Raw genomic sequence first — 17705 nt, 5'->3', positions numbered from 1 at the left:
CCTGGAGCAACAGGGAATCGTCCTTGCCTGCACCGCGCAAAAGCGCGGTGTCCCGACATCTGCCATGTACCAGGCCTTATCGCCAAGTCTTTGCAAATGCTGGAATTAGTGCCTGCGGGACGCGAAAGCATTCACATCCAACCGCTGGCTGACTTCCGGTCTAGGCGCTGGCGGACCCTTTGCCAAGGGGAAATTCCGCACTTTGCGCCATTTCGAGCACGCGCGGACGCCCGGCAAGGTCGCGGTGGAGCCGGGCGGAGAGCCCCGCTGCCGCAGCGATGGCGCTGACCGCCTCTGCCTGGGCATGGCCGATCTCCACCAGCGCCGCACCGCCGGGCGCAAGCAGCGCGGGCAATTGCGGCACCAGCACGCGGTAATCGTCCAGCCCTTCCGGCCCGGCGAACAGTGCGCCGGCGGGTTCATGCCCGCGCACCGAGGGATCGAGCTCGGCCGCATCCTCGACATAGGGCGGGTTGGCCAGGACCAGGTCGAACCGCCCCAGCCCGTCCGCCCAGCCCGGCGCGTGCCAGTCTGCCGCCGCCATCGTGGCGCGCGCGGCAAGGCCAAGGCTTTCGGCATTGCCCCGCGCCACGTCGAGCGCGGCGGCGGAGCGATCAATCCCCACGCCCTCGGCGCGCGGCAGGCCGGCCAGCACCGAAAGCAGCAGGGCGCCCGATCCGGTGCCGCAATCGAGCACGCGGGCCGCCTGCGGCCGCGCGGCCAGCGCCGCATCGACCAGCACCTCGCTGTCGCCGCGCGGGATCAGCACGTCCGGGGTGATGCGGAAGGCGTGGCCGTAGAACTCCTGCTCGCCGATGATATAGGCCACCGGTTCGTGCCCCATGCGGCGCATGACCAGCCGGGCGATCCCCTCGGGAACCGGCATGCGCATATGCTTCAGCAGCATGTCCGAGCGGGACACGCCCAGCACATGGGCCATCAGCAATTCGGCATCGAGCCGGGGCGTATCGGAAACCGAAGCCAGCGCCTCGGCCGCTTCACGGATGGCGAGGCCGACGCTCACTCACTCCCCCATCGCCGCCAGCCGCTTGGCCTGGTCCTCGGCGATCAGCGCGTCGATCAGTTCGCCCAGGCCCGGCCCTTCGAGGATTTCGGGCAGGCGGTGCAGCGTCAGGTTGATGCGGTGATCGGTCACGCGGCCTTGCGGGAAGTTGTAGGTGCGGATGCGTTCGGAACGGTCACCCGATCCGACCATCGCCTTGCGCGCGGCGGCTTCCTCGCCCTGCGCCTCGTCGCGCATCTTTTCGTACAGGCGGGCCCGCAGCACCTGCATGGCCTTGGCCTTGTTCTTGTGCTGGCTGCGCTCGTCCTGGCAGATCACCACGAGCCCGGTCGGCAGGTGGGTGATGCGCACGGCGGAATCGGTGGTGTTGACGTGCTGCCCGCCCGCGCCGCTGGCGCGGTAGATGTCGATCTTGAGGTCCTTGTCCTCGATCTGCACGTCAACCTCGTCCGGCTCGGGCAGGACGGCGACGGTGGCGGCGCTGGTGTGGATGCGCCCGCCGCTTTCGGTTACCGGCACCCGCTGCACCCGGTGGACGCCGCTTTCGAACTTCAGCTTGGCGAAGACACCGCTGCCGGCAACGTTGGCCACCACTTCCTTGTAGCCGCCGATGTCATTGGCGTTGACCGAGACGACCTCCACCCGCCAGCCCTGCTCGGCGGCATAGCGTTCGTACATACGGAACAGGTCTGCGGCGAACAGCGCCGCCTCATCGCCCCCGGTGCCGCCGCGGATTTCCAGCATGGCGGGGCGGCTGTCAGCCGAATCGCGCGGCAGCATGGCAATGGCGAGCTTGTGCTCGGCCTCAGGCAGTTCGGTCTTGATCCGGGCCAACTCTTCCTCGGCCAGTTCGCGCATCTCGGGATCATCGAGCGTCGCGAGGCTGGCGAGCTCACCACGCATGGTGGCCACTTCCGCGGCAGCCTTGGCAACCGGTTCAAGCTCGGCATAGTCGCGGCTGGCGGCGATGAACTCCTTGCCCTCAAGCGTGCCCGAAGCCAGCCGCGCCTCCAGTTCGGAAAAGCGCGCGGCGATCTGGGCAAGGCGGGCGTCGGAGACGCTCATCAGCGGTTGAGGACCAGAGTCTCGACAGCAGTGGCTGTCTCGCCGCCGTCGCCACGGATGCGAAGTGCGGTCCCATCCTCGCTGACGGGGAACGAGATCAAGGTGTGCGACGGGATCTTGGCGGCCTTGTCAAAGCGCTTGCGCGGCGAGCCGGTCGAAATCGTATCGGTGACATAGCCAGCTTCGCGCAGCTTGCGGGCCAGGTGCACGGCTTCGTGCAGGCGGTTGTCGTCTTCCACGACAAGGATCGCGTCGAGTTGGGCTTCGCCCTTGTCGCCAACCAGCATCGCCAGCCGCTCGATCCCGGCCGCCCAGCCGACTGCGGGCGTGTGCGGGCCGCCAAGGCTTTCCAGCAGCCCGTCATAGCGTCCGCCGCCCAGCACCGTGCCCTGCGCACCGAGCCGGTCGGTGACGAATTCGAAGGCGGTGTGGCGGTAATAGTCCAGCCCGCGCACGAGGCTGGGGGCGCGGGTCCATTCCACACCAGCAGCGTCCAGGCCGGCGGTGACCCGGCCGAAGAAGTCCTGCGCTTCTGCCGAGAGGAAATCGTCGATCTTCGGCGCATCGCCGACGAAGGCCTTGTCGCGCGGGTCCTTGGAATCGAGGATGCGCAGCGGGTTCTTTTCGAGGCGCTCCTGCGAATCCTCGGAAAGCTCGCCCGCAACCGCGCGGAAATAGTCGACCAGCGCGGCGCGCCAGGCCTCGCGGCTGGAACCGTCGCCCAGCGTGTTGAGCTGCAGCGTTACGCCATCGGCCACGCCCAGTTCCTTGAGCAGCTGGTCGGCCATGACCAGCAGTTCCACGTCGGCCTGCGGTTCCGCCGCACCGATGATTTCGGCATCGATCTGGTGGAACTGGCGATAGCGGCCCTTCTGCGGGCGCTCATAACGGAACAGCGGGCCGTGCGTGGCCACTTTCAGCGGGGCGTGCTGCTGCCAGCCGTTGGTCAGGAAAGCGCGGGCAAGGCCGGCGGTGAATTCGGGGCGCAGGGTCAGCGAATCGCCGCCGCGGTCCTCGAACGAATACATTTCCTTGGAAACGACGTCGGTCGTCTCGCCGATCGAGCGGCTGAACACTTCCGTCTTTTCGAACACCGGCATTTCCACCCGGCGGAAACGGTAGAGCTTGCGCACGCGCTCGAAGGTTTCGACCACGAAGGCGAAAGCCTCGGCATCTGCGCCGAAAATGTCCTGCGTGCCGCGAATGGCCTGTGGGGTCTTGCTCATGGCCCGCGCGCTTAGACTTTTTTGCCACCCGGTGGAAGCGGCACCGGCCCGGGCCGCTTCCCCGCCTGCCCGGCCGCTGGCGACACCCCCGTGAAAGTCCCTGTTGCGAAGCGCGAATCATCGCGGCAGATAGTTCGACATGAAATCGGTTCTCGCGGTCGCCCCGCTCGCAGCCCTGCTGCTTTCCGCCCCCCTCCTTGCCCAGCCGGTCGAGCGTTCGGCGCCGATGGCCGTGGCGATCCCCGAAACCGTGCCCGACGCGCGCGACATTCCCTATCCCGGCGGCACCATGCTGCTGGATATCGACGCCAGCGATACCGTGCGCGCCGCCTTCCGCGTTCGCCAGACGATCCCGGTTGCCCCCGGCACGCGCCGGCTGACGCTGCTGTTCCCGCAGTGGCTGCCGGGCACGCACGGCTCGCGCGGGCCACTGGCGGAGCTGGTGGACGTGAAATTCTTTGCCGGCGATACCCCGCTCACGTGGAAGCGCGATCCGGTGGAGGTCTATGCCTTCCACGTCGACGTGCCCGAAGGGGCGCGCGCGGTCGTCGCCCGGTTCGTCCATACCAGCCCGCTCCAGCCCAGCGAGGGCCGCGTGGCGGTGACGCAGGAAATGCTCAACCTGCAATGGGAAAAGATGAGCCTTTACCCCGCCGGGCACTATGTCCGCCGGATAAAGGTGAAGCCCAGCGTCACCTTCCCCGCCGGCTGGCAGGTGGCCACCGCGCTCGATGGCAAGGAGGTGGCGGGCAACCGCGTGACCTGGGCGGAGACCGATTACGAAACGCTGGTCGATTCGCCGATCTTCGCGGGCAAGCACTACAAGGCGTGGGATCTCGGCCAGAAGGTGACGCTGCACGTGGTGGCCGACAAGCCCGACCAGCTCGCCGCCAAGCCCGAGCACATCGCCCTGCACCGCAACCTGGTAACCGAAGCGCGCCTGGCCTTCGGGGCCAACCACTTCGACCATTACGAATTCCTGCTGGCGCTGACCGACCGCATGGGCTCGATCGGGCTGGAACATCACCGGTCCAGCGAGAACCAGCTTGAGCCTGATGCCTTCACCGAGTGGGACAAGAACGAATACGACCGCAACCTGCTGCCGCACGAATATGCCCATTCGTGGTCGGGCAAGTTCCGCCGCCCGGCCCGGCTGTGGACGCCTGACTATCGCCAGCCGATGCAGGGCGACCTGCTGTGGACCTATGAAGGGCAGGACCAGTTCTGGGGCACCGTGCTGGCGGCGCGGTCGGGGCTTCAGGGCAAGGACATGGTGCTGGCCATGCTGGCCAACTGGGCTGGCGTGTTCTCCGAACAGCCGGGCCGCGGCTGGCGCTCGGTGGAGGATACCGGCATCGATCCGGTCTTCGCCGCGCGCAAGCCCAAGCCCTTTGCCAGCCTGGCCCGCGGCGAGGAATATTACCGCGAAGGCGCGCTGATCTGGCTCGAGATCGACCAGGTGATCCGCGCCGGCACCGGCGGGCGCAAGTCCATCGACGATTTCGCGAAACTGTTCTTCGGCATGCGCGATGGCGACTGGGGCCAGCTCCCCTTCGAGGTGGACGAGATCATCGCCAAGCTGAACGCCGTCCACCCCCATGACTGGAAGACCTTCATCGACACCCGCATCAACCGCCCCGACCAGCCCGCGCCGATCCGCGGCATCGAACTGGGCGGCTATCGCCTGGTGTGGAAGGCCGAGCCCAACCCCTTCGACAAGGCGGCGATGGCCGAGGGCAAGAACCTCAACCTCTATCACTCGCTGGGCGTGAATATCGACAAGGACGGGCGCGTCACTTCCACCCGGTGGGACAGTCCGGCCTTCAACGCCGGGATCGTCACGGGCGCGCGGATGCTGGCGGTGAACGGCGAAACCTATGACGCAGACAGCCTGAAGAAGGCGATCACTGCGGCAAAGGACGGCGCACCGCTGGACCTGCTGGTGCAGCGCGGCACGAAGTTCCAGACGGTGAAGCCGGATTACCGCGGCGGCCTGCGCTGGCCTTGGCTGGAACGCGCCGCACCGGGAACCCAGCCGACCGGGCTCGACCTGCTGCTCGCACCCAAGCGCCCGGCTGCACCCGGCAAATCAGCAAAATGAGCGGGGAACGCCAGACGCTCGGCAACCGGCTCGGCCCGCCGCGCTTCCTGACGTTCCTCCTTCTCCTGCCGCTGGGCTATTTCGGCTGGCACCTGATCGAGCCGGCCGCGAAGTGGCAGGACGCCCTGGCGATGGGCTTCGATTTTGCCGCCGCGCTTTTCCTGCTGTCGCTGCTGCCGCTGCTCAGGGACCGCAGCCGCGCCGAGATGCGCCGCCATTCGCAGGAGAACGATGCCAACCGGCCGCTGGTCCTGCTGATCACCCTGGTGGTGACCTTTGTCATCCTCGCGGCGATATCGGGCGAGCTGGCGGGGGCCAAGGCGGGCGATGCCACGGCCATGACCCGCCTGATCGTGACCCTGGCGCTGACCTGGCTGTTCGCCAATTCGGTCTATGCGCTGCACTATGCCCACGCCTGGTATGCCGGTGCGGCCGAAGATGCCGAGGGCATTGCCTTTCCCGGCACGAAAACCCCCAGTTACAGCGACTTCGCCTATTTTGCCTTCACCCTGGGGATGACCTTCCAGACCAGCGATGCCGATATCACCTCGCCGGCGCTGCGCCGGGTCGTGCTGCTGCACTCGATGGCCGCCTTCGCGTTCAACATCGGCATCATTGCCTTCACGATAAACGCGCTCGGCTGAAGATTTTTGCCGGTAATTCCGGCTCATTCCTGTTGCAGCGCAGCATGAGCGAGGCTAGGGGCCGCGCATCATGCGTATCGACCTGATCCCCGTGGGCGACAATCCGCCCGAGAGCCTGAACGTCATCATCGAAGTGCCCGTCGGCGGCGAACCCGTGAAATACGAGTTCGACAAGGAATCGGGCGCCCTGTTTGTTGACCGGATCCTGCACACCCCCATGCGCTACCCGGCGAATTACGGCTTCGTGCCGCATACGCTGTCGGACGATGGCGACCCGATCGACGCGCTGGTCGTGGCGCGCTCGCCCTTCGTCCCGGGCTGCGTCGTGCGTGCCCGCCCGATCGGCGTGCTGCACCTGGAAGACGAGCACGGCGGCGATGAAAAGCTGATATGCGTGCCGGTCGATTCGACCTTCCCCTACTATTCCGACGTGGGCGAGCAGAAGGACCTGCCCTCGATCGTGCTGCAGCAGATCGAGCACTTCTTCACGCACTACAAGGATCTCGAAGCCGAGAAGTGGGTGCGCGTCGGCAAGTGGGGCGATGCGGCCGAGGCCAAGCGCCTGGTGATCGAGGCGATCGAACGGTACAAGGCGTCGAAGTAATCGCTTCGACGTCCGAACCAGTGTTCGGTTAATGTTCTTGACAATTTGAACCAAATGGGTTAACTGCCTCGCGCGACGGGTGCGGGGCGGTGAGCTCTCGCCTCCACCCCGCCAAGTGGCCGGCGCCCCCATCGCGGAGGCGTCCGCAAACCAGGGATGCGAGGAGCGGCCGACGATTCTTCGGCCGCGCAACATCGGGGTATGCCCCGGATGCCGGCAGCAGTTTGGCGAGCCCGCCCTGCCGCAGCCTCGCACGACAGGGCCGAGCCGTCGGGATCACAGCGTTTCGCCCGCCAGCCGTTCGCAAGCAAAGACAACGCAAGCCAAGCCTGTTCGGTTCAGGCAAAAAACCCCAGCGCCGGCCAGCCCGTCCGCCCGTGTTCACAGCCCCGATTGCCCCGATCCGCCTGCTGCGGAGGACGTTGTGTGGGTTATGGGTTTCTCGCAGAGACGCAGATGCAGCAACGGGCGCAGAGAGGGTACTCTGCGCCGCAGGCTCTTGTATCCATCGCCCCGTCCCGCTGCTCGGAAGTAGCGGGGCAAAAGGGGGCTTCGCCCAAGGCGCTACACCTCTGCGTTCTCTGCTTCCTCTGCGTCTCTGCGAGAACCCTGAAGACCTGCGAGAACCCTGAAGGAAAGCCGCCCCTCAGCTCACCACGCGGCCACCGTTCACGCCGATGGTCTGGCCGTTCACGTAACCCGTATCCTCGTGGCACAGCCAGGCGCAGGCATTGGCGATATCGTTGGGTTCGCCCATGCGGCCCACGGGGATCGCCTGGAGCAGCTGCTGTTCGGGGATGGGAAAGCGATGGCGGTTGGCTTCGGACATGATCGTGCCCATCACCGAACCCGGCGGAATGTTGTTCACCGTGATGCCCAGCGGCCCCAGTTCCTGCGCCAGGGTCTTGGTCATGGTAACGACGGCGCCCTTCGATCCCGAATAGGTCGTCATGCCCACGGCACCGGTCTGTGCCGAGCTGGACGAGATCATCACCACGCGGCCCCAACCCTTCGCCTTCATGTCGGGCAGGACTTCCTGGGTAACGATGATCTGGCCGAGCACGTTGATCTTGTAGACCACTTCCCAGCGGTCCTCGTTGATCTCCTCGAAGGGCACGAAATCGGTGACGCCGGCATTGTTCACCACGATGGTGATCGGCCCGAAGGTTTCGCGCAGCTGCTGCACCGCCGCCTTCACCTCTGCCCGGTTGGAAATGTCGGCACCCAGGGCAATCGCTTCTCCCCCGGCATCGCGGATCGCCTGCACCGTATCGGCGCAAAGTTCCGCCTTGAGGTCGAGCACGCCCACCGCAACGCCATCGCGGGCCAGCCGCTTGGCGCAGGCCGCGCCGATGCCTGCCTGTGCGCCGGTTACGAGTGCTACCTTGTTTGCCATCAGTCTTGTCCTTTCGATCAGTCCGGAATCGCCGCGCCGTGGGCGAGGATATGCGTGCCCGAAACCCAGCTTGCCGCCGGGGAGGCGAGGAAGGCGACCACTTCGGCCACCTCGCCCGCCGTGCCGATGCGGCCGAAGGGCGATTTCTTTTCGAAGTGTTCGCGATAGCCGGGCGGGCAACTGTCCATCATGCCCGGCGCGGTCGGCCCCGGGGTGACAGTGTTGACCGTAATGCCCCGCTTGCCCAGTTCCTTGGCCCAGCTTTCGGTCATGCCCTTCACCGCCATCTTGCAGGCGGTGTAGATACCGGTGCCGGCCATCGGATATTCGGCCATGACCGATGCGAAGTTGATGATCCGCCCGCCGTCCGCAAGGCGCTTCGATGCTTCGGAGGCGACGAACAGCGGACCCTTGACGTTGACGCCGATCAGCCAGTCCACCTGCGCCTCGTCCACATCGGCAAGCGCACCGCCGGCGCTGACCCCGGCGCAGTTGACGACGATATCGAGCCTGCCGAACGCCTCGTCGATGCGGGCGAACATGGCCTTGACCTGGTCGAACGAAGTAATGTCCGCCTTGACCGCGATGGCCCGGCCGCCCGCCTGTTCGATCGCGGCGACGACTTCCTCGGCCCCGCTTGCGCTGGCGGCATAGTTGGCGACGATCGCCGCGCCATCGCGCGCCAGCCGCTCGGCCAGCACCTTGCCGATGCCACGCCCAGCGCCGGTAATCAGCGCGACCTTGCCTTCAAGCACTCCTGCCATAGCGGCGACTCTCCCTGCGACGTTGATTTAACACCCGTTCAGCACCGCGCAATGGCCGGCCTGCCGCTGCGGCGATCAGTCCGCAGCCAGCCGGTCGAGGAAATCGGCAACGGCTTGCGGGTGCGTGAGCATGACATCGTGCGGCGCGTCGATCGTCTCGACGAGATCGCCTGCGAGCAGGCGCTGGCGGAACTTTTCCGGGCGGTGCGCCATGGTGCCGGCGCAGTTGAGCATGGCCGTGGGGATGCGCGCCAGCGCCTCTGCACCGGTCAGGCGCAGCGGCTTGGTAAAGCAGGCCCAGGGGTGCGGAGTCAGCCGCGCAAGGGCACTTTCGGCGAGCGCGCCGGTGAGGCCGTAGATCGCCAGCGCCCGTTCATCGGGCCACAGCCCCAGCGGCACGCCATCGACCTCGACCACGTCCTCGGCCAGCACGGCAAGGCCCGGCGAAATGTCGAACAGCGCCTCGCCATCGCGGGGCAAGGGGGCATCGACATAGGCAAGCCGCGCCACCCGCTCCGGCGCGCGGTCCGCCGCCCCGGTGATGACCAGCCCGCCATAGGAATGGCCCGCCAGCACCACCCTTTCGGGCGCGAGCGAGGCGAGCAGCGCGGCCACTTCGGCAATGTGGGTTTCCAGGTCTATGCCGGGCCGCAGCTCTGCCGCGCGTTCCGCCACGCCGACCAGCGTGGGCGCATGGACCGCATGTCCTCGTGCCCGCAGCAGGTCCGCCACCGGCTGCCAGCACCAGCCGCCGTGACCGCCACCGTGTACGAGGACGAAGGTTGCCATGGCCGGTCAGTGCGCCGCAACTGGCTGCATGTCCACCACCCAGCGCACCGAGCGGCGCATCGGCTCGATCCCGTCATGCGGGCTGCCCGGCGGCATGTGGTGCGAATTGGCATAGACCGTCATCGGATCCCCGCCCGCCAGCGAAACCAGCCGCTGCACGCCGGCAAGGGCAAAGGCATCGCGCAGTTCCGCGCGGCGGCTTTCGGGATAGAGCCCGACGGTCTGCGTGGTATCGTCGCACCACTTGATGACATCGAGCAGGCTGTCCACCGGCACGAAGTTCACCACCCGGTTGTTGAGCTTGTCGTAGAATTCGACCCGGTCGTTGAACTTGGAAACAACGAAGCCGCCGTTCAGCGTATCGCCCTCGACGTGGTAGAAATCGTCCTCGTCGCGCACGGCATCCAGCTCGGCTTCCAGCTCGCGGTTGCGTTCGGTGAAAGGCACGGAAAGCAGCGGCGGCAGCTTGGCATAGGCGGCGACCATGCGGCGGCCCAGCTCGGCAATGCGTTCGATCGAATCCTCGTCGGTGTCGCTTTCGACATAGACGATGCGGGTGTTGGCGCAGGCGGTCTGGTTGTAGAACCCGGCGAGCGTCGCCAGCCCCACGGCCACCTCGTCAAGCGCGGCATCGCTTTCCAGCCCCTCGCGCCCGACCATCGACATCGAGTATTTGGGGTTGAGCGCGGTCAGGTCGATCCCCGGCTGGAGGAACTTCTGGATGTGCCGGACAGAGCTCATCCCGCCCCAGGCGGTGATCTTGTCGATGCGGCTGGTGCGGACGATCTGCGAATCCATGAATTCGTCGCCGCCCTTCCAGTAGGCAACGGCGATGTGCTTCGTCACCGGATGGTCCGGCGCCAGCCCGATCAGCGTGCGGGCAATGGCATTGGCGGTCAGCGGATCGTTCGACGGCGACTTGATCAGGATGTCGGACTTGGTGAGCCCGGCGCGGGCGACGGTCATCGCGGCGACCACCGGAACATTGCCGGCGGTGATGTGCAGCTGGCGCGTACCGACCGCCCGGATGCTGACGTTATCGAACCTGCCGTCGCCCGGCACCCAGCCATCAATGTAATCAAGGCCGATGGTCTTATCGACCATGGCCAGCATCATCGCCGGATCGAACATCTGGGGCAGGGCATCATAGACCCCGCGCAGGATCGGCTCGGCCAGCCCACCCGCCTGCAGGGCCAGCTCGAAGCTTTCCTGCAGCAGGGGATTGTCCTCCAGCTTCAGCCGCTTGCCGAGTTCGGCCAGAAGGTCGACGATCTCGGCCATCGGCGTATCGTGCAGGTCGCGCAGGCGCGCCGTGTTGCCCAAAACGAGGTCGTGGATGTGCTTGTGCGGATCGGCCTGGCGGAAGGAGGCCCCGCCGCGGCCCTTGAACTCCACCGCATGGTCACCCGGCATGATCAGCTGGCCGCGCGCAATGATGGGAATGTCACGCATGGCGCTCACGCCTCGCCCTGCACGAAGGCCATGAATTCATTGTAGGCGGCCTGCGAACCGGCGCAGGTGATCTTGTCGTCACCGCCCTCGTTCTCGGCAAAGCGGCGGATGGTCTTGGCAATGCGCGGGCTCTTCCAGCCGCAGGAGCAATCCTCTTCCCAGTGGATCGTCACCTCGTCGCCCGAGGTGAAGCCGCCCCAGTAGGACTGCGGGATCGGATCGACGAGGACGAGGCGCCCCTTCTGCACGCCTTCGCGCGGCAGCGCGTTGCCATCGGTATCCATCAGCAGCGGCACCGAATAGGGCGGCAGGTGGAAGAAGCCGTGATCGCACAGCGGGGCATTGCCGATGCATTCGGAGAAGCCGTACTGGTTGCCCAGCTTGTCGACCCCGAAGAAGTATTTCACCTGGTCTTCCCAGTCGTCGGGCGCATCCTTGTAGCCCTTCATGCCGCCACCGCCGGTAAGGATCGAGCCGGGGGCGAATTCGCAGCGCATGCCCTTGTCCAGCCCGGCCTTCGCCACGCGATAGAGATCGGCAAAGGTGCCGCCGACCTTGACGCGCTGGCCCTTGTACTGGCCGATCAGCTTGCCGAACCACGCCTCCATGTCGGCATCGCGGCGACGGCCCTGTTCGAGCATGGCCTGCCGCTGTTCGAGCAGCGCCGGATCGAGGCCCAGGCTCATCACCTCGCCCTTGTCCTCGGCGGCCTGCAGGCGGCCCGAAAGCGCCATGAGGTCCGCCGGGATGTGGCTGTCGTACAGCGTGTGATAATGCTCCTCGCCGCCGGCCATCTCGACGTTGAACAGCGTCATCATCTTGAGCATGGTCTGGTAGCCGCCGCGATAGGTGGGCGAGAGCGTGGGCAGCTTCACCTTCCACGGATCGATCCCGTTCGAGGCATAGTTGACGTTGTAGAAGTGGTATTTCCACGGCCCCAGCTCGTCATAGGAGCGCGGCACGAACGACAGCTTGCCGGTGGTGCCGCTGGAATAGGTGACGAGCATGCCATAGGCCTCGAGCCGGGCGAGCCATTCCTCGATCGTGGTGAGGCCGGTGAGGTCCACCTTCGTCAGGTCATGGGCGGTCAGCTTGTCGAGCCAGGTTGTGAGCTTCGCGAAATCGCGGTTCTCGATGATCTGGATCGGGTAGTTCTTCAACACGCGGTGATCGAAGCAGACGGGCAGCACGTCCTCGATCCGGTCGATCTGCTCCACCCCCTGCCGGTCGGCCAGCTTCTTCAGCGCGGGGATGCGGTTGCGCAGCCGGGCAAAGCTGATCCGCACGGCTTCAAGCTGGAGCTTCTCGCGCTCCTCGCGCGGGATCGACATGAGGTCTTCCCAGCTGCGATAGGTCCAGGCGCCCGGATTGTCCGGCAGCAACGAAATCGACATGCGACTCTCTCCACGCGAGTGATCTTCCTTGCGGGTTTTGATCCATATGGATCATAAGTCAAGCATCAGGCTTCGATCGGGCGGATCACCAGCTGGTCAAGGTAGCGCACCACATCGGCCTCGGAGATATCGGGCCGGCGCATCAGCCACCAGGCGAGGATGTCCACCGCGCCGCGCACGGCAAAGTGCACGCGCAGTTCCAGCGGTGCGCCCGATCGCGCCGGCGGCCGGCTCTCCGCCAGCTTGCGCGCGGCACTGCCGAACTGTTCGCGCAGGACCGCCCCGCCAACCTGGTTGAGCAGCAGCGACCACAGCTTGCGGTTCTCGCCGACGTGGCGGACAAGGTCGCGCGCCGCCTGCCGCCGGTCATCGCCGAACAGCAGCGGCAGCCCGCGTTCGAGCAGCGGCCCGACCGCGTCTTCGGCGATGGCCCGCAGCAGGTCTTCCAGCGTGGGATAATGGCGGAAGAAGGTGGCATAGCCGACCCCGGCCCGCTCGGTCAGCTCGCGCACCGAAACGGCCGACAGCGGCTTTTCCTCCAGCAGGTCGAGCAGGGCTTCCTGCAACGCCTTGCGTGACCTGACCTTGCGCGCGTCCATGCCGCGCGTGATGGCCTGCCCGTCGCCTTTCGGCAAGGTGCCCCGGCCGGCTGTGCTCAGTCGCGCAGCAGTTCGTAGTCTCCCGCCGCATCGATCCGGGCCGACCAGCCGGGATAGACGACGATGGTGGTGAAGGTCTCCTCGATGATCGCGGGCGAGGGAACGACATGGCCCGGCGCAAGGTCCGCGCCGCGATAGACCGGCACCGGGCCGAAGCCCTGGCCCAGGTTCGCCCGCCGCACCTCGGCCGGTCGCGGGGCGGGCATGGGCGGCACCGCGCCGCCCGCTGCCGCGGGACTGGGCGTCATCACCCGCGTGGCGAGGCGCAGGCCGGTGATCTCGGGCAGTTCGCCTTCGCGCACGTGGTTGTATTCGGCCATGTGCCGCGCGTTGAACGCGGCCATCGCGCGGCCACCCAGGCCCTCGTCGATGAACGAGAGGTCGCCCAGCGCGCCTTCGGGGGCGACATCGAAGGTCAGCGAGAAGTTCTGGCCGGGATAGCGCATGTTGACGCGGTAGCTGGCCAGCACGCTTTCGCGCGCAAAGCCGGCTGCGGTGAAATAGCGCTCTGCCCGCTCGCCCAGTTCGCCCCACAGGCCGCGCAGCCGCGCATGATCGAGCGCATCGACCCGCGCGATCAGCGAGCGTTCCTCGTCGATTGCCGGATCGGCCACCAGCGTGCCAAGCGCGGAGAAGGTGGGCGAGGCGCGCGGCACCAGCACCCGCGCGATGCCCAGGTCTTCCGCCTGGATCGCGGCGAAGGCCGGGCCATTGCCGCCATAGGCCAGCATCACCAGGTCCTTGGGGTCGATGCCCTTGCCTGCCGTGGTGCGGCGCACGCCCTGGCTCATCTGGGCATTGACCACGCGCCAGCAATCGAATGCGGCCTGTTCGGCACAGGTGCCCATTTCGGCGCCGATGCGGGCAAAGGCCTCCTCCACCCCGGCTTGCGACAGGCGGAACGAGCCGCCGGCAAAGCCCTCTCCGGTGGAAAGGATGCCGAGCATGACGAGGGCATCGGTGATCGTCGGCTCGGTGCCGCCGCGCCCGTAGGCGATGGGGCCGGGCTCCGATCCGGCCGAGCGCGGGCCGACGTGCAGCGCGCCTGCGTGGACGTGGCAGATCGAGCCGCCGCCCGCCCCCAGCGTCTCCACTTTCACCATCGGCACGCCGATCAGGTAGCGATGGTGCATGTTCCAGCCGGCCTCTGCCGGAGCCTCGCCGCCCAGCACCAGGCTCATGTCATAGGAGGTGCCGCCCATATCGACGCAAAGCAGGTTCTCGCAGCCCTTCGCCTTGCCGACATGGGCCGAGCCGATCACCCCGCCGGCCGGGCCGGAGGCGAGCACGCGGATCGGCGAGCCGGCGATGTAGTCCACGCTCATCACCCCGCCGGATGCTTGCATAACCATCAGCTGGCCGGGATAGCCCGCTTCGCGCAGCCGCTCCACCAGCCGGTCGAGATAGTGCTTCACCCGCGGCGCGACGAAGGCGTTGACCACGGTGGTGCTGGTCCGGTCATATTCCGGCGCGCGCGGCAGCACTTTGTGGCTGAGCGACAGGGGCACGCCGGGCAGTTCCTCTGCGGCAATCTCGGCCACGCGCTTCTCGTGAGCACTGTTCACATGGGCAAAGAGCAGCGAGACGGCGAGCGATTCGACGCCCTGCTTGCCCAGCTGGCGACAGGCATGGCGCACGCTTTCTTCATCGAGCGGCTGGTGCACCGTGCCATCGTGCAGCACCCGTTCCTTCACCGTCAGGCGGCGGCGGCGCGGGGCGATCTGCTTCGGGGGAGCGAGGCGGACGTCCCAGATATCCTCCTTGAAGCCGCGCCGATACTCGATCTCGTCGCGGAAACCGGCCGTGGTGATCAGGCCGGTCAGCGCGCCGTTCATCTCGATCAGGGTATTGTCGGCCACGGTGGTGCCGTGGACGATGGCATCGCAGCGGGCGAGGAATTGGCCGAGCGACAGCCCCTCCTTGCCCGCCAGCACTTCCAGCCCCTGCATGACGCCGAGCGAGCGATCCGCGGGCGTGGAGAGGTTCTTGTGCAGCGTAACCGCGCCATCCTTCAGCAGGGCGAAATCGGTGAAGGTGCCGCCGATGTCGATGCCGACACGGTAAGTCATGCGCGCATCTCCCGCCGCAGGGCCTCGGTCGCCGCGTGGTCGACCGCGAGGGTATAGTCCTCGAGACTGCCGGTCAGCACCACGCCATACCGGTCGCGCGCCGCGGCGAGGCTGACATATTCGTCGAGCACGTCCTCCTTCACCGCCTCGGGATCGCGCAGCAGGGCCGGGCCGAAGCCGGCACCGCCGCCATGCTGGTAAGCGATCACCGCCCCTGCCGGCAGCTGCGCCTGGGCGGTGCGTTCGATCCTGTACTCGCTGGGCGAGCCGACCTCGAACCGGTTGCTGTAGGGGATCGCATCATCGCCGCCGCACATGCCGCGCAAGGGGTGGTCGGCGCTGACCATCCAGGCCATGGCCATGGTGGGCTCCAGCACCTGCTTGACGTTGAGGCTGCCCGGCGCCCCGCGCCATTGCCCCGCGCCGCCGCCATCGGTGGTCATCTCGCGGCTGATGTTGAGGATGGGAAAGCGCGCCTCGGCGTCTTCCGCCTCGGAGAGCAGCAGGTTGCCAAGGCTCACCGGACACGATCCCCAGCCGTCGATCCCCTGCACGGCGGAGGAGTCCATCGAGCGGCAATCGACCCCCTGGTCCATCCACATGCCCGCCGCGTTGAAACCGATCACGGCATTGGGCATGCCGATCTTGTAAAGCTGCGGCTGCGCCCGTTCGGGCACCACGGCGGAAAGCGCGAGGCAGACCGCCTCGGTAATCTCGCAGGCCGGGTGGAACGAGCCGAGCGCGGCGGGCTTGTTCGGGGGCGGCTGGGCAATGCAGCCTTCGGGGATGACGATATCCACCGCGTCGAAGCAGCCCTCGTTCTTGACGATGGCGGGATCGACCATGGCGACCACCTGCGTCATCACATAGCTGCGCGAATTGGCGAAGGTGTTCCACACGCCGACCAGCTCCTGCCGGTCATCGGTGCCGGTAAGGTCCACGGTCAGGCTGTCGCCCCTGACCGTGCAGGTGACGTGGACCTTCACGTCCGGCGTGCCCAGCGTATCGGCATCGATCAGCACGGTGGCTTCGTAAGAGCCGTCGGGCCAGCGGGAAAACTCCTCGCGCATCCGGCGTTCGGTGTGGGCGATCGAATGGTTGATTGCCGCCTTGATCACATCGGCACCGTGGCGGGCGATCAGCGCTTCCAGCCGCTTCACCCCCTGCTGCACCCCGCCGATCATCGCGGCGAGATCACCCGCGATGGTGGCGAAGCGGTTGTTGCGCACCACCATGTCGAACACGTCCTTGCGCCGCTGCCCGCGGTGGACCAGCTTGACGCAAGGGAACTGCACCCCTTCGGTGAACACGTCGGTCGCCTCCAGCGTGAAGCCGCCGGGATCCTTGCCGCCGGTGTCTCCCTGATGCGCCTGCAGGGTGATGAACAGGATCAGCTCGCCCTCAGGCGAATAGACCGGGGCATAGACGCAGTAATCCGGCAGGTGCCCGCCGCCGTGATCGGGATCGTTGGACAGCAGCACGTCGCCCGCGCCGATGTCGTAATCCTCCATGTTCATCAGCGCCCAGCGCACCATCATCTGGTTGACGAAGGTCAGCTGCGGCGTGCCGATGGCCCCCATCGCCAGCCGGCCATGGGCATCGACAATGGCGGCGTTGCGCTCGTTCGACTGGTTGATGATCGGCGAGGATGCGGCCCTGCCCAGGTGCGTCGCGCTTTCGAAGCATACCGTCTCGAAAGCGCCGCGGATGATGTCGGCGGTGACGGAATCGATCTCTGCCCCTGTCGGCAGCGGCCCGCGCCGGGCGGCGAGCTTGCGGTTCAATTCGAAGGACATCGCGGCCTTCCCTCTCCCGTTATCGGGCCAAGGGTTAGGCTTTCGCTCGCGCCGGGCGCTCTACTGGGGGCGAAGTTCCATCGGCAGCAGGCGAATCGCTCAGGCGAGGACCTGCTTCAGCCCGTCGACGACATATTGCGCCGCCAGTGCCGCCAGCAGCACGCCGAGCAGCCGTGTGATGACCGCTTCGACATGCTTGCCCAGCAGCTTCATCAGCGGCCCGGCAGCGGCCAGCGCGGCGAAAGTCAGCACGACCACGGCAAGCATGGCGCCCAGGATGACGAGCGTCTGCTCGGTCCCTTCGGCGCGGGCCATCAGCAGCATGATCGTGGCGATGGAGCCCGGCCCGGCGATCATCGGCATGGCCATGGGGAAGACCGAAACATCCTCCACCTCGGGCGTGCCGAGCAGTTCCTCGGCCCGCTTTTCACGCCGTTCGGTGCGTTTTTCGAACACCATGTCCATGGCGATGAAGAACAGCATGATGCCGCCGGCGATGCGGAAGGAATTGAGCTCGATATGCAGCGCGCCGAGCAGCTGTTCGCCGAACAGCGCGAAGAGGATCAGGATCAGCGCCGCGATCAGGCAGGCGCGGGCCGCCATGCTCACCGCCTGCCGCCGGCTCGCCCCGGCGGAAAGCCCGGCATAGATCGGCGCGCACCCGGGCGGGTCGATCACCACGAACAGGGTGACGAAGGCAGAGAGGAAAAGGTCGATCAAGC

15 protein-coding genes are annotated in these 17705 nt (G+C 66.8%); 3 read left to right on the top strand and 12 right to left on the bottom strand.

Annotation, left to right across the window (positions count from 1 at the left end):
* Positions 1 to 160 precede the first annotated feature (160 nt).
* Genes prmC through hisS form a run of 3 tightly spaced genes read right to left on the bottom strand, consistent with a single transcriptional unit; the run spans position 161 to position 3315 of the window.
* Positions 161 to 1024 (bottom strand): peptide chain release factor N(5)-glutamine methyltransferase, encoded by an 864-nt coding sequence (prmC, locus tag C0V78_RS12010; protein WP_101797927.1) that lies wholly within the window; start codon positions 1022 to 1024, stop codon positions 161 to 163.
* Positions 1025 to 2089 carry a peptide chain release factor 1 gene (prfA, locus tag C0V78_RS12005; RefSeq protein WP_101797926.1) on the bottom strand — a complete coding sequence of 355 codons (1065 nt, stop codon included), beginning with the start codon at positions 2087 to 2089 and terminating at the stop codon, positions 1025 to 1027. It lies immediately after the preceding gene.
* Positions 2089 to 3315, bottom strand: coding sequence for a histidine--tRNA ligase (gene hisS, locus C0V78_RS12000; protein WP_101797925.1), 1227 nt, complete (start codon positions 3313 to 3315; stop codon positions 2089 to 2091). Before hisS ends, prfA begins: the two co-directional genes overlap by 1 nt.
* Positions 3316 to 3454: 139 nt before the next feature.
* Here hisS and C0V78_RS11995 point away from each other — a divergent pair, with 139 nt between their 5' ends.
* The 3 genes from C0V78_RS11995 to ppa all read left to right on the top strand — a co-directional run bounded on the left by C0V78_RS11995 (position 3455) and on the right by ppa (position 6664).
* A complete protein-coding gene (locus C0V78_RS11995) occupies positions 3455 to 5416 on the top strand; it encodes a M61 family metallopeptidase (protein WP_101797924.1) in 1962 nt (653 codons plus the stop codon).
* Positions 5413 to 6060 carry a DUF1345 domain-containing protein gene (locus tag C0V78_RS11990; protein ID WP_173843394.1) on the top strand — a complete coding sequence of 216 codons (648 nt, stop codon included), beginning with the start codon at positions 5413 to 5415 and terminating at the stop codon, positions 6058 to 6060. Before C0V78_RS11995 ends, C0V78_RS11990 begins: the two co-directional genes overlap by 4 nt.
* Positions 6061 to 6130: 70 nt before the next feature.
* Complete coding sequence (gene ppa, locus C0V78_RS11985; protein WP_101797923.1) at positions 6131 to 6664, top strand: inorganic diphosphatase; 534 nt, start codon at positions 6131 to 6133, stop codon at positions 6662 to 6664.
* Between the two features lie 646 nt (positions 6665 to 7310).
* Here the strand turns inward: ppa and C0V78_RS11980 are convergent.
* From C0V78_RS11980 to C0V78_RS11940, 9 genes are all read right to left on the bottom strand, one after another.
* On the bottom strand, positions 7311 to 8060 hold the full coding sequence (locus tag C0V78_RS11980; RefSeq protein WP_101797922.1) for an SDR family NAD(P)-dependent oxidoreductase: 750 nt from the start codon (positions 8058 to 8060) through the stop codon (positions 7311 to 7313).
* A 17-nt stretch (positions 8061 to 8077) separates the two neighbouring features.
* Positions 8078 to 8824 (bottom strand): SDR family oxidoreductase, encoded by a 747-nt coding sequence (locus tag C0V78_RS11975; protein WP_101797921.1) that lies wholly within the window; start codon positions 8822 to 8824, stop codon positions 8078 to 8080.
* 75 nt (positions 8825 to 8899) lie between these two features.
* Positions 8900 to 9613, bottom strand: a complete 714-nt coding sequence (locus C0V78_RS11970; RefSeq protein ID WP_101797920.1) for an alpha/beta fold hydrolase — start codon at positions 9611 to 9613, stop codon at positions 8900 to 8902.
* Between the two features lie 6 nt (positions 9614 to 9619).
* Positions 9620 to 11065, bottom strand: a complete 1446-nt coding sequence (locus tag C0V78_RS11965; protein ID WP_101797919.1) for an acyl-CoA reductase — start codon at positions 11063 to 11065, stop codon at positions 9620 to 9622.
* 5 nt (positions 11066 to 11070) lie between these two features.
* Positions 11071 to 12459, bottom strand: a complete 1389-nt coding sequence (locus C0V78_RS11960; protein ID WP_101797918.1) for a hypothetical protein — start codon at positions 12457 to 12459, stop codon at positions 11071 to 11073.
* 65 nt (positions 12460 to 12524) lie between these two features.
* Positions 12525 to 13058, bottom strand: a complete 534-nt coding sequence (locus C0V78_RS11955) for a TetR/AcrR family transcriptional regulator (protein WP_101797917.1) — start codon at positions 13056 to 13058, stop codon at positions 12525 to 12527.
* A 56-nt stretch (positions 13059 to 13114) separates the two neighbouring features.
* Positions 13115 to 15187 carry a hydantoinase/oxoprolinase family protein gene (locus C0V78_RS11950; protein ID WP_101797916.1) on the bottom strand — a complete coding sequence of 691 codons (2073 nt, stop codon included), beginning with the start codon at positions 15185 to 15187 and terminating at the stop codon, positions 13115 to 13117.
* Entirely contained in the window at positions 15184 to 16983 is a 1800-nt protein-coding gene (locus tag C0V78_RS11945) for a hydantoinase B/oxoprolinase family protein (RefSeq protein ID WP_101797915.1), read from the bottom strand. Before C0V78_RS11945 ends, C0V78_RS11950 begins: the two co-directional genes overlap by 4 nt.
* Positions 16984 to 17082: 99 nt before the next feature.
* Positions 17083 to 17703 (bottom strand): MarC family protein, encoded by a 621-nt coding sequence (locus C0V78_RS11940; protein ID WP_101797914.1) that lies wholly within the window; start codon positions 17701 to 17703, stop codon positions 17083 to 17085.
* Positions 17704 to 17705 lie beyond the last annotated feature (2 nt).

Source organism: Novosphingobium sp. TH158, from assembly GCF_002855555.1.
Taxonomy (GTDB): Bacteria; Pseudomonadota; Alphaproteobacteria; order Sphingomonadales; family Sphingomonadaceae; genus Novosphingobium.
The sequence above is the reverse complement of the archived record's forward strand: the minus strand, read 5'-3'. Positions and strand labels throughout refer to the sequence as shown.

Excerpts from the sequence above, each read along its gene's own strand:
- C0V78_RS11950 (WP_101797916.1), bottom strand. The coding sequence starts at position 15,187 with ATGACTTACCGTGTCGGCATCGACATCGGCGGCACCTTCACCGATTTC.
- prfA (WP_101797926.1), bottom strand. The coding sequence starts at position 2,089 with ATGAGCGTCTCCGACGCCCGCCTTGCCCAGATCGCCGCGCGCTTTTCC.
- C0V78_RS11995 (WP_101797924.1), top strand. The coding sequence starts at position 3,455 with ATGAAATCGGTTCTCGCGGTCGCCCCGCTCGCAGCCCTGCTGCTTTCC.
- C0V78_RS11955 (WP_101797917.1), bottom strand. The coding sequence starts at position 13,058 with ATGGACGCGCGCAAGGTCAGGTCACGCAAGGCGTTGCAGGAAGCCCTG.
- ppa (WP_101797923.1), top strand. The coding sequence starts at position 6,131 with ATGCGTATCGACCTGATCCCCGTGGGCGACAATCCGCCCGAGAGCCTG.
- C0V78_RS11990 (WP_173843394.1), top strand. The coding sequence starts at position 5,413 with ATGAGCGGGGAACGCCAGACGCTCGGCAACCGGCTCGGCCCGCCGCGC.
- C0V78_RS11960 (WP_101797918.1), bottom strand. The coding sequence starts at position 12,459 with ATGTCGATTTCGTTGCTGCCGGACAATCCGGGCGCCTGGACCTATCGC.
- hisS (WP_101797925.1), bottom strand. The coding sequence starts at position 3,315 with ATGAGCAAGACCCCACAGGCCATTCGCGGCACGCAGGACATTTTCGGC.
- C0V78_RS11945 (WP_101797915.1), bottom strand. The coding sequence starts at position 16,983 with ATGTCCTTCGAATTGAACCGCAAGCTCGCCGCCCGGCGCGGGCCGCTG.
- C0V78_RS11975 (WP_101797921.1), bottom strand. The coding sequence starts at position 8,824 with ATGGCAGGAGTGCTTGAAGGCAAGGTCGCGCTGATTACCGGCGCTGGG.
- C0V78_RS11970 (WP_101797920.1), bottom strand. The coding sequence starts at position 9,613 with ATGGCAACCTTCGTCCTCGTACACGGTGGCGGTCACGGCGGCTGGTGC.
- C0V78_RS11965 (WP_101797919.1), bottom strand. The coding sequence starts at position 11,065 with ATGCGTGACATTCCCATCATTGCGCGCGGCCAGCTGATCATGCCGGGT.
- C0V78_RS11980 (WP_101797922.1), bottom strand. The coding sequence starts at position 8,060 with ATGGCAAACAAGGTAGCACTCGTAACCGGCGCACAGGCAGGCATCGGC.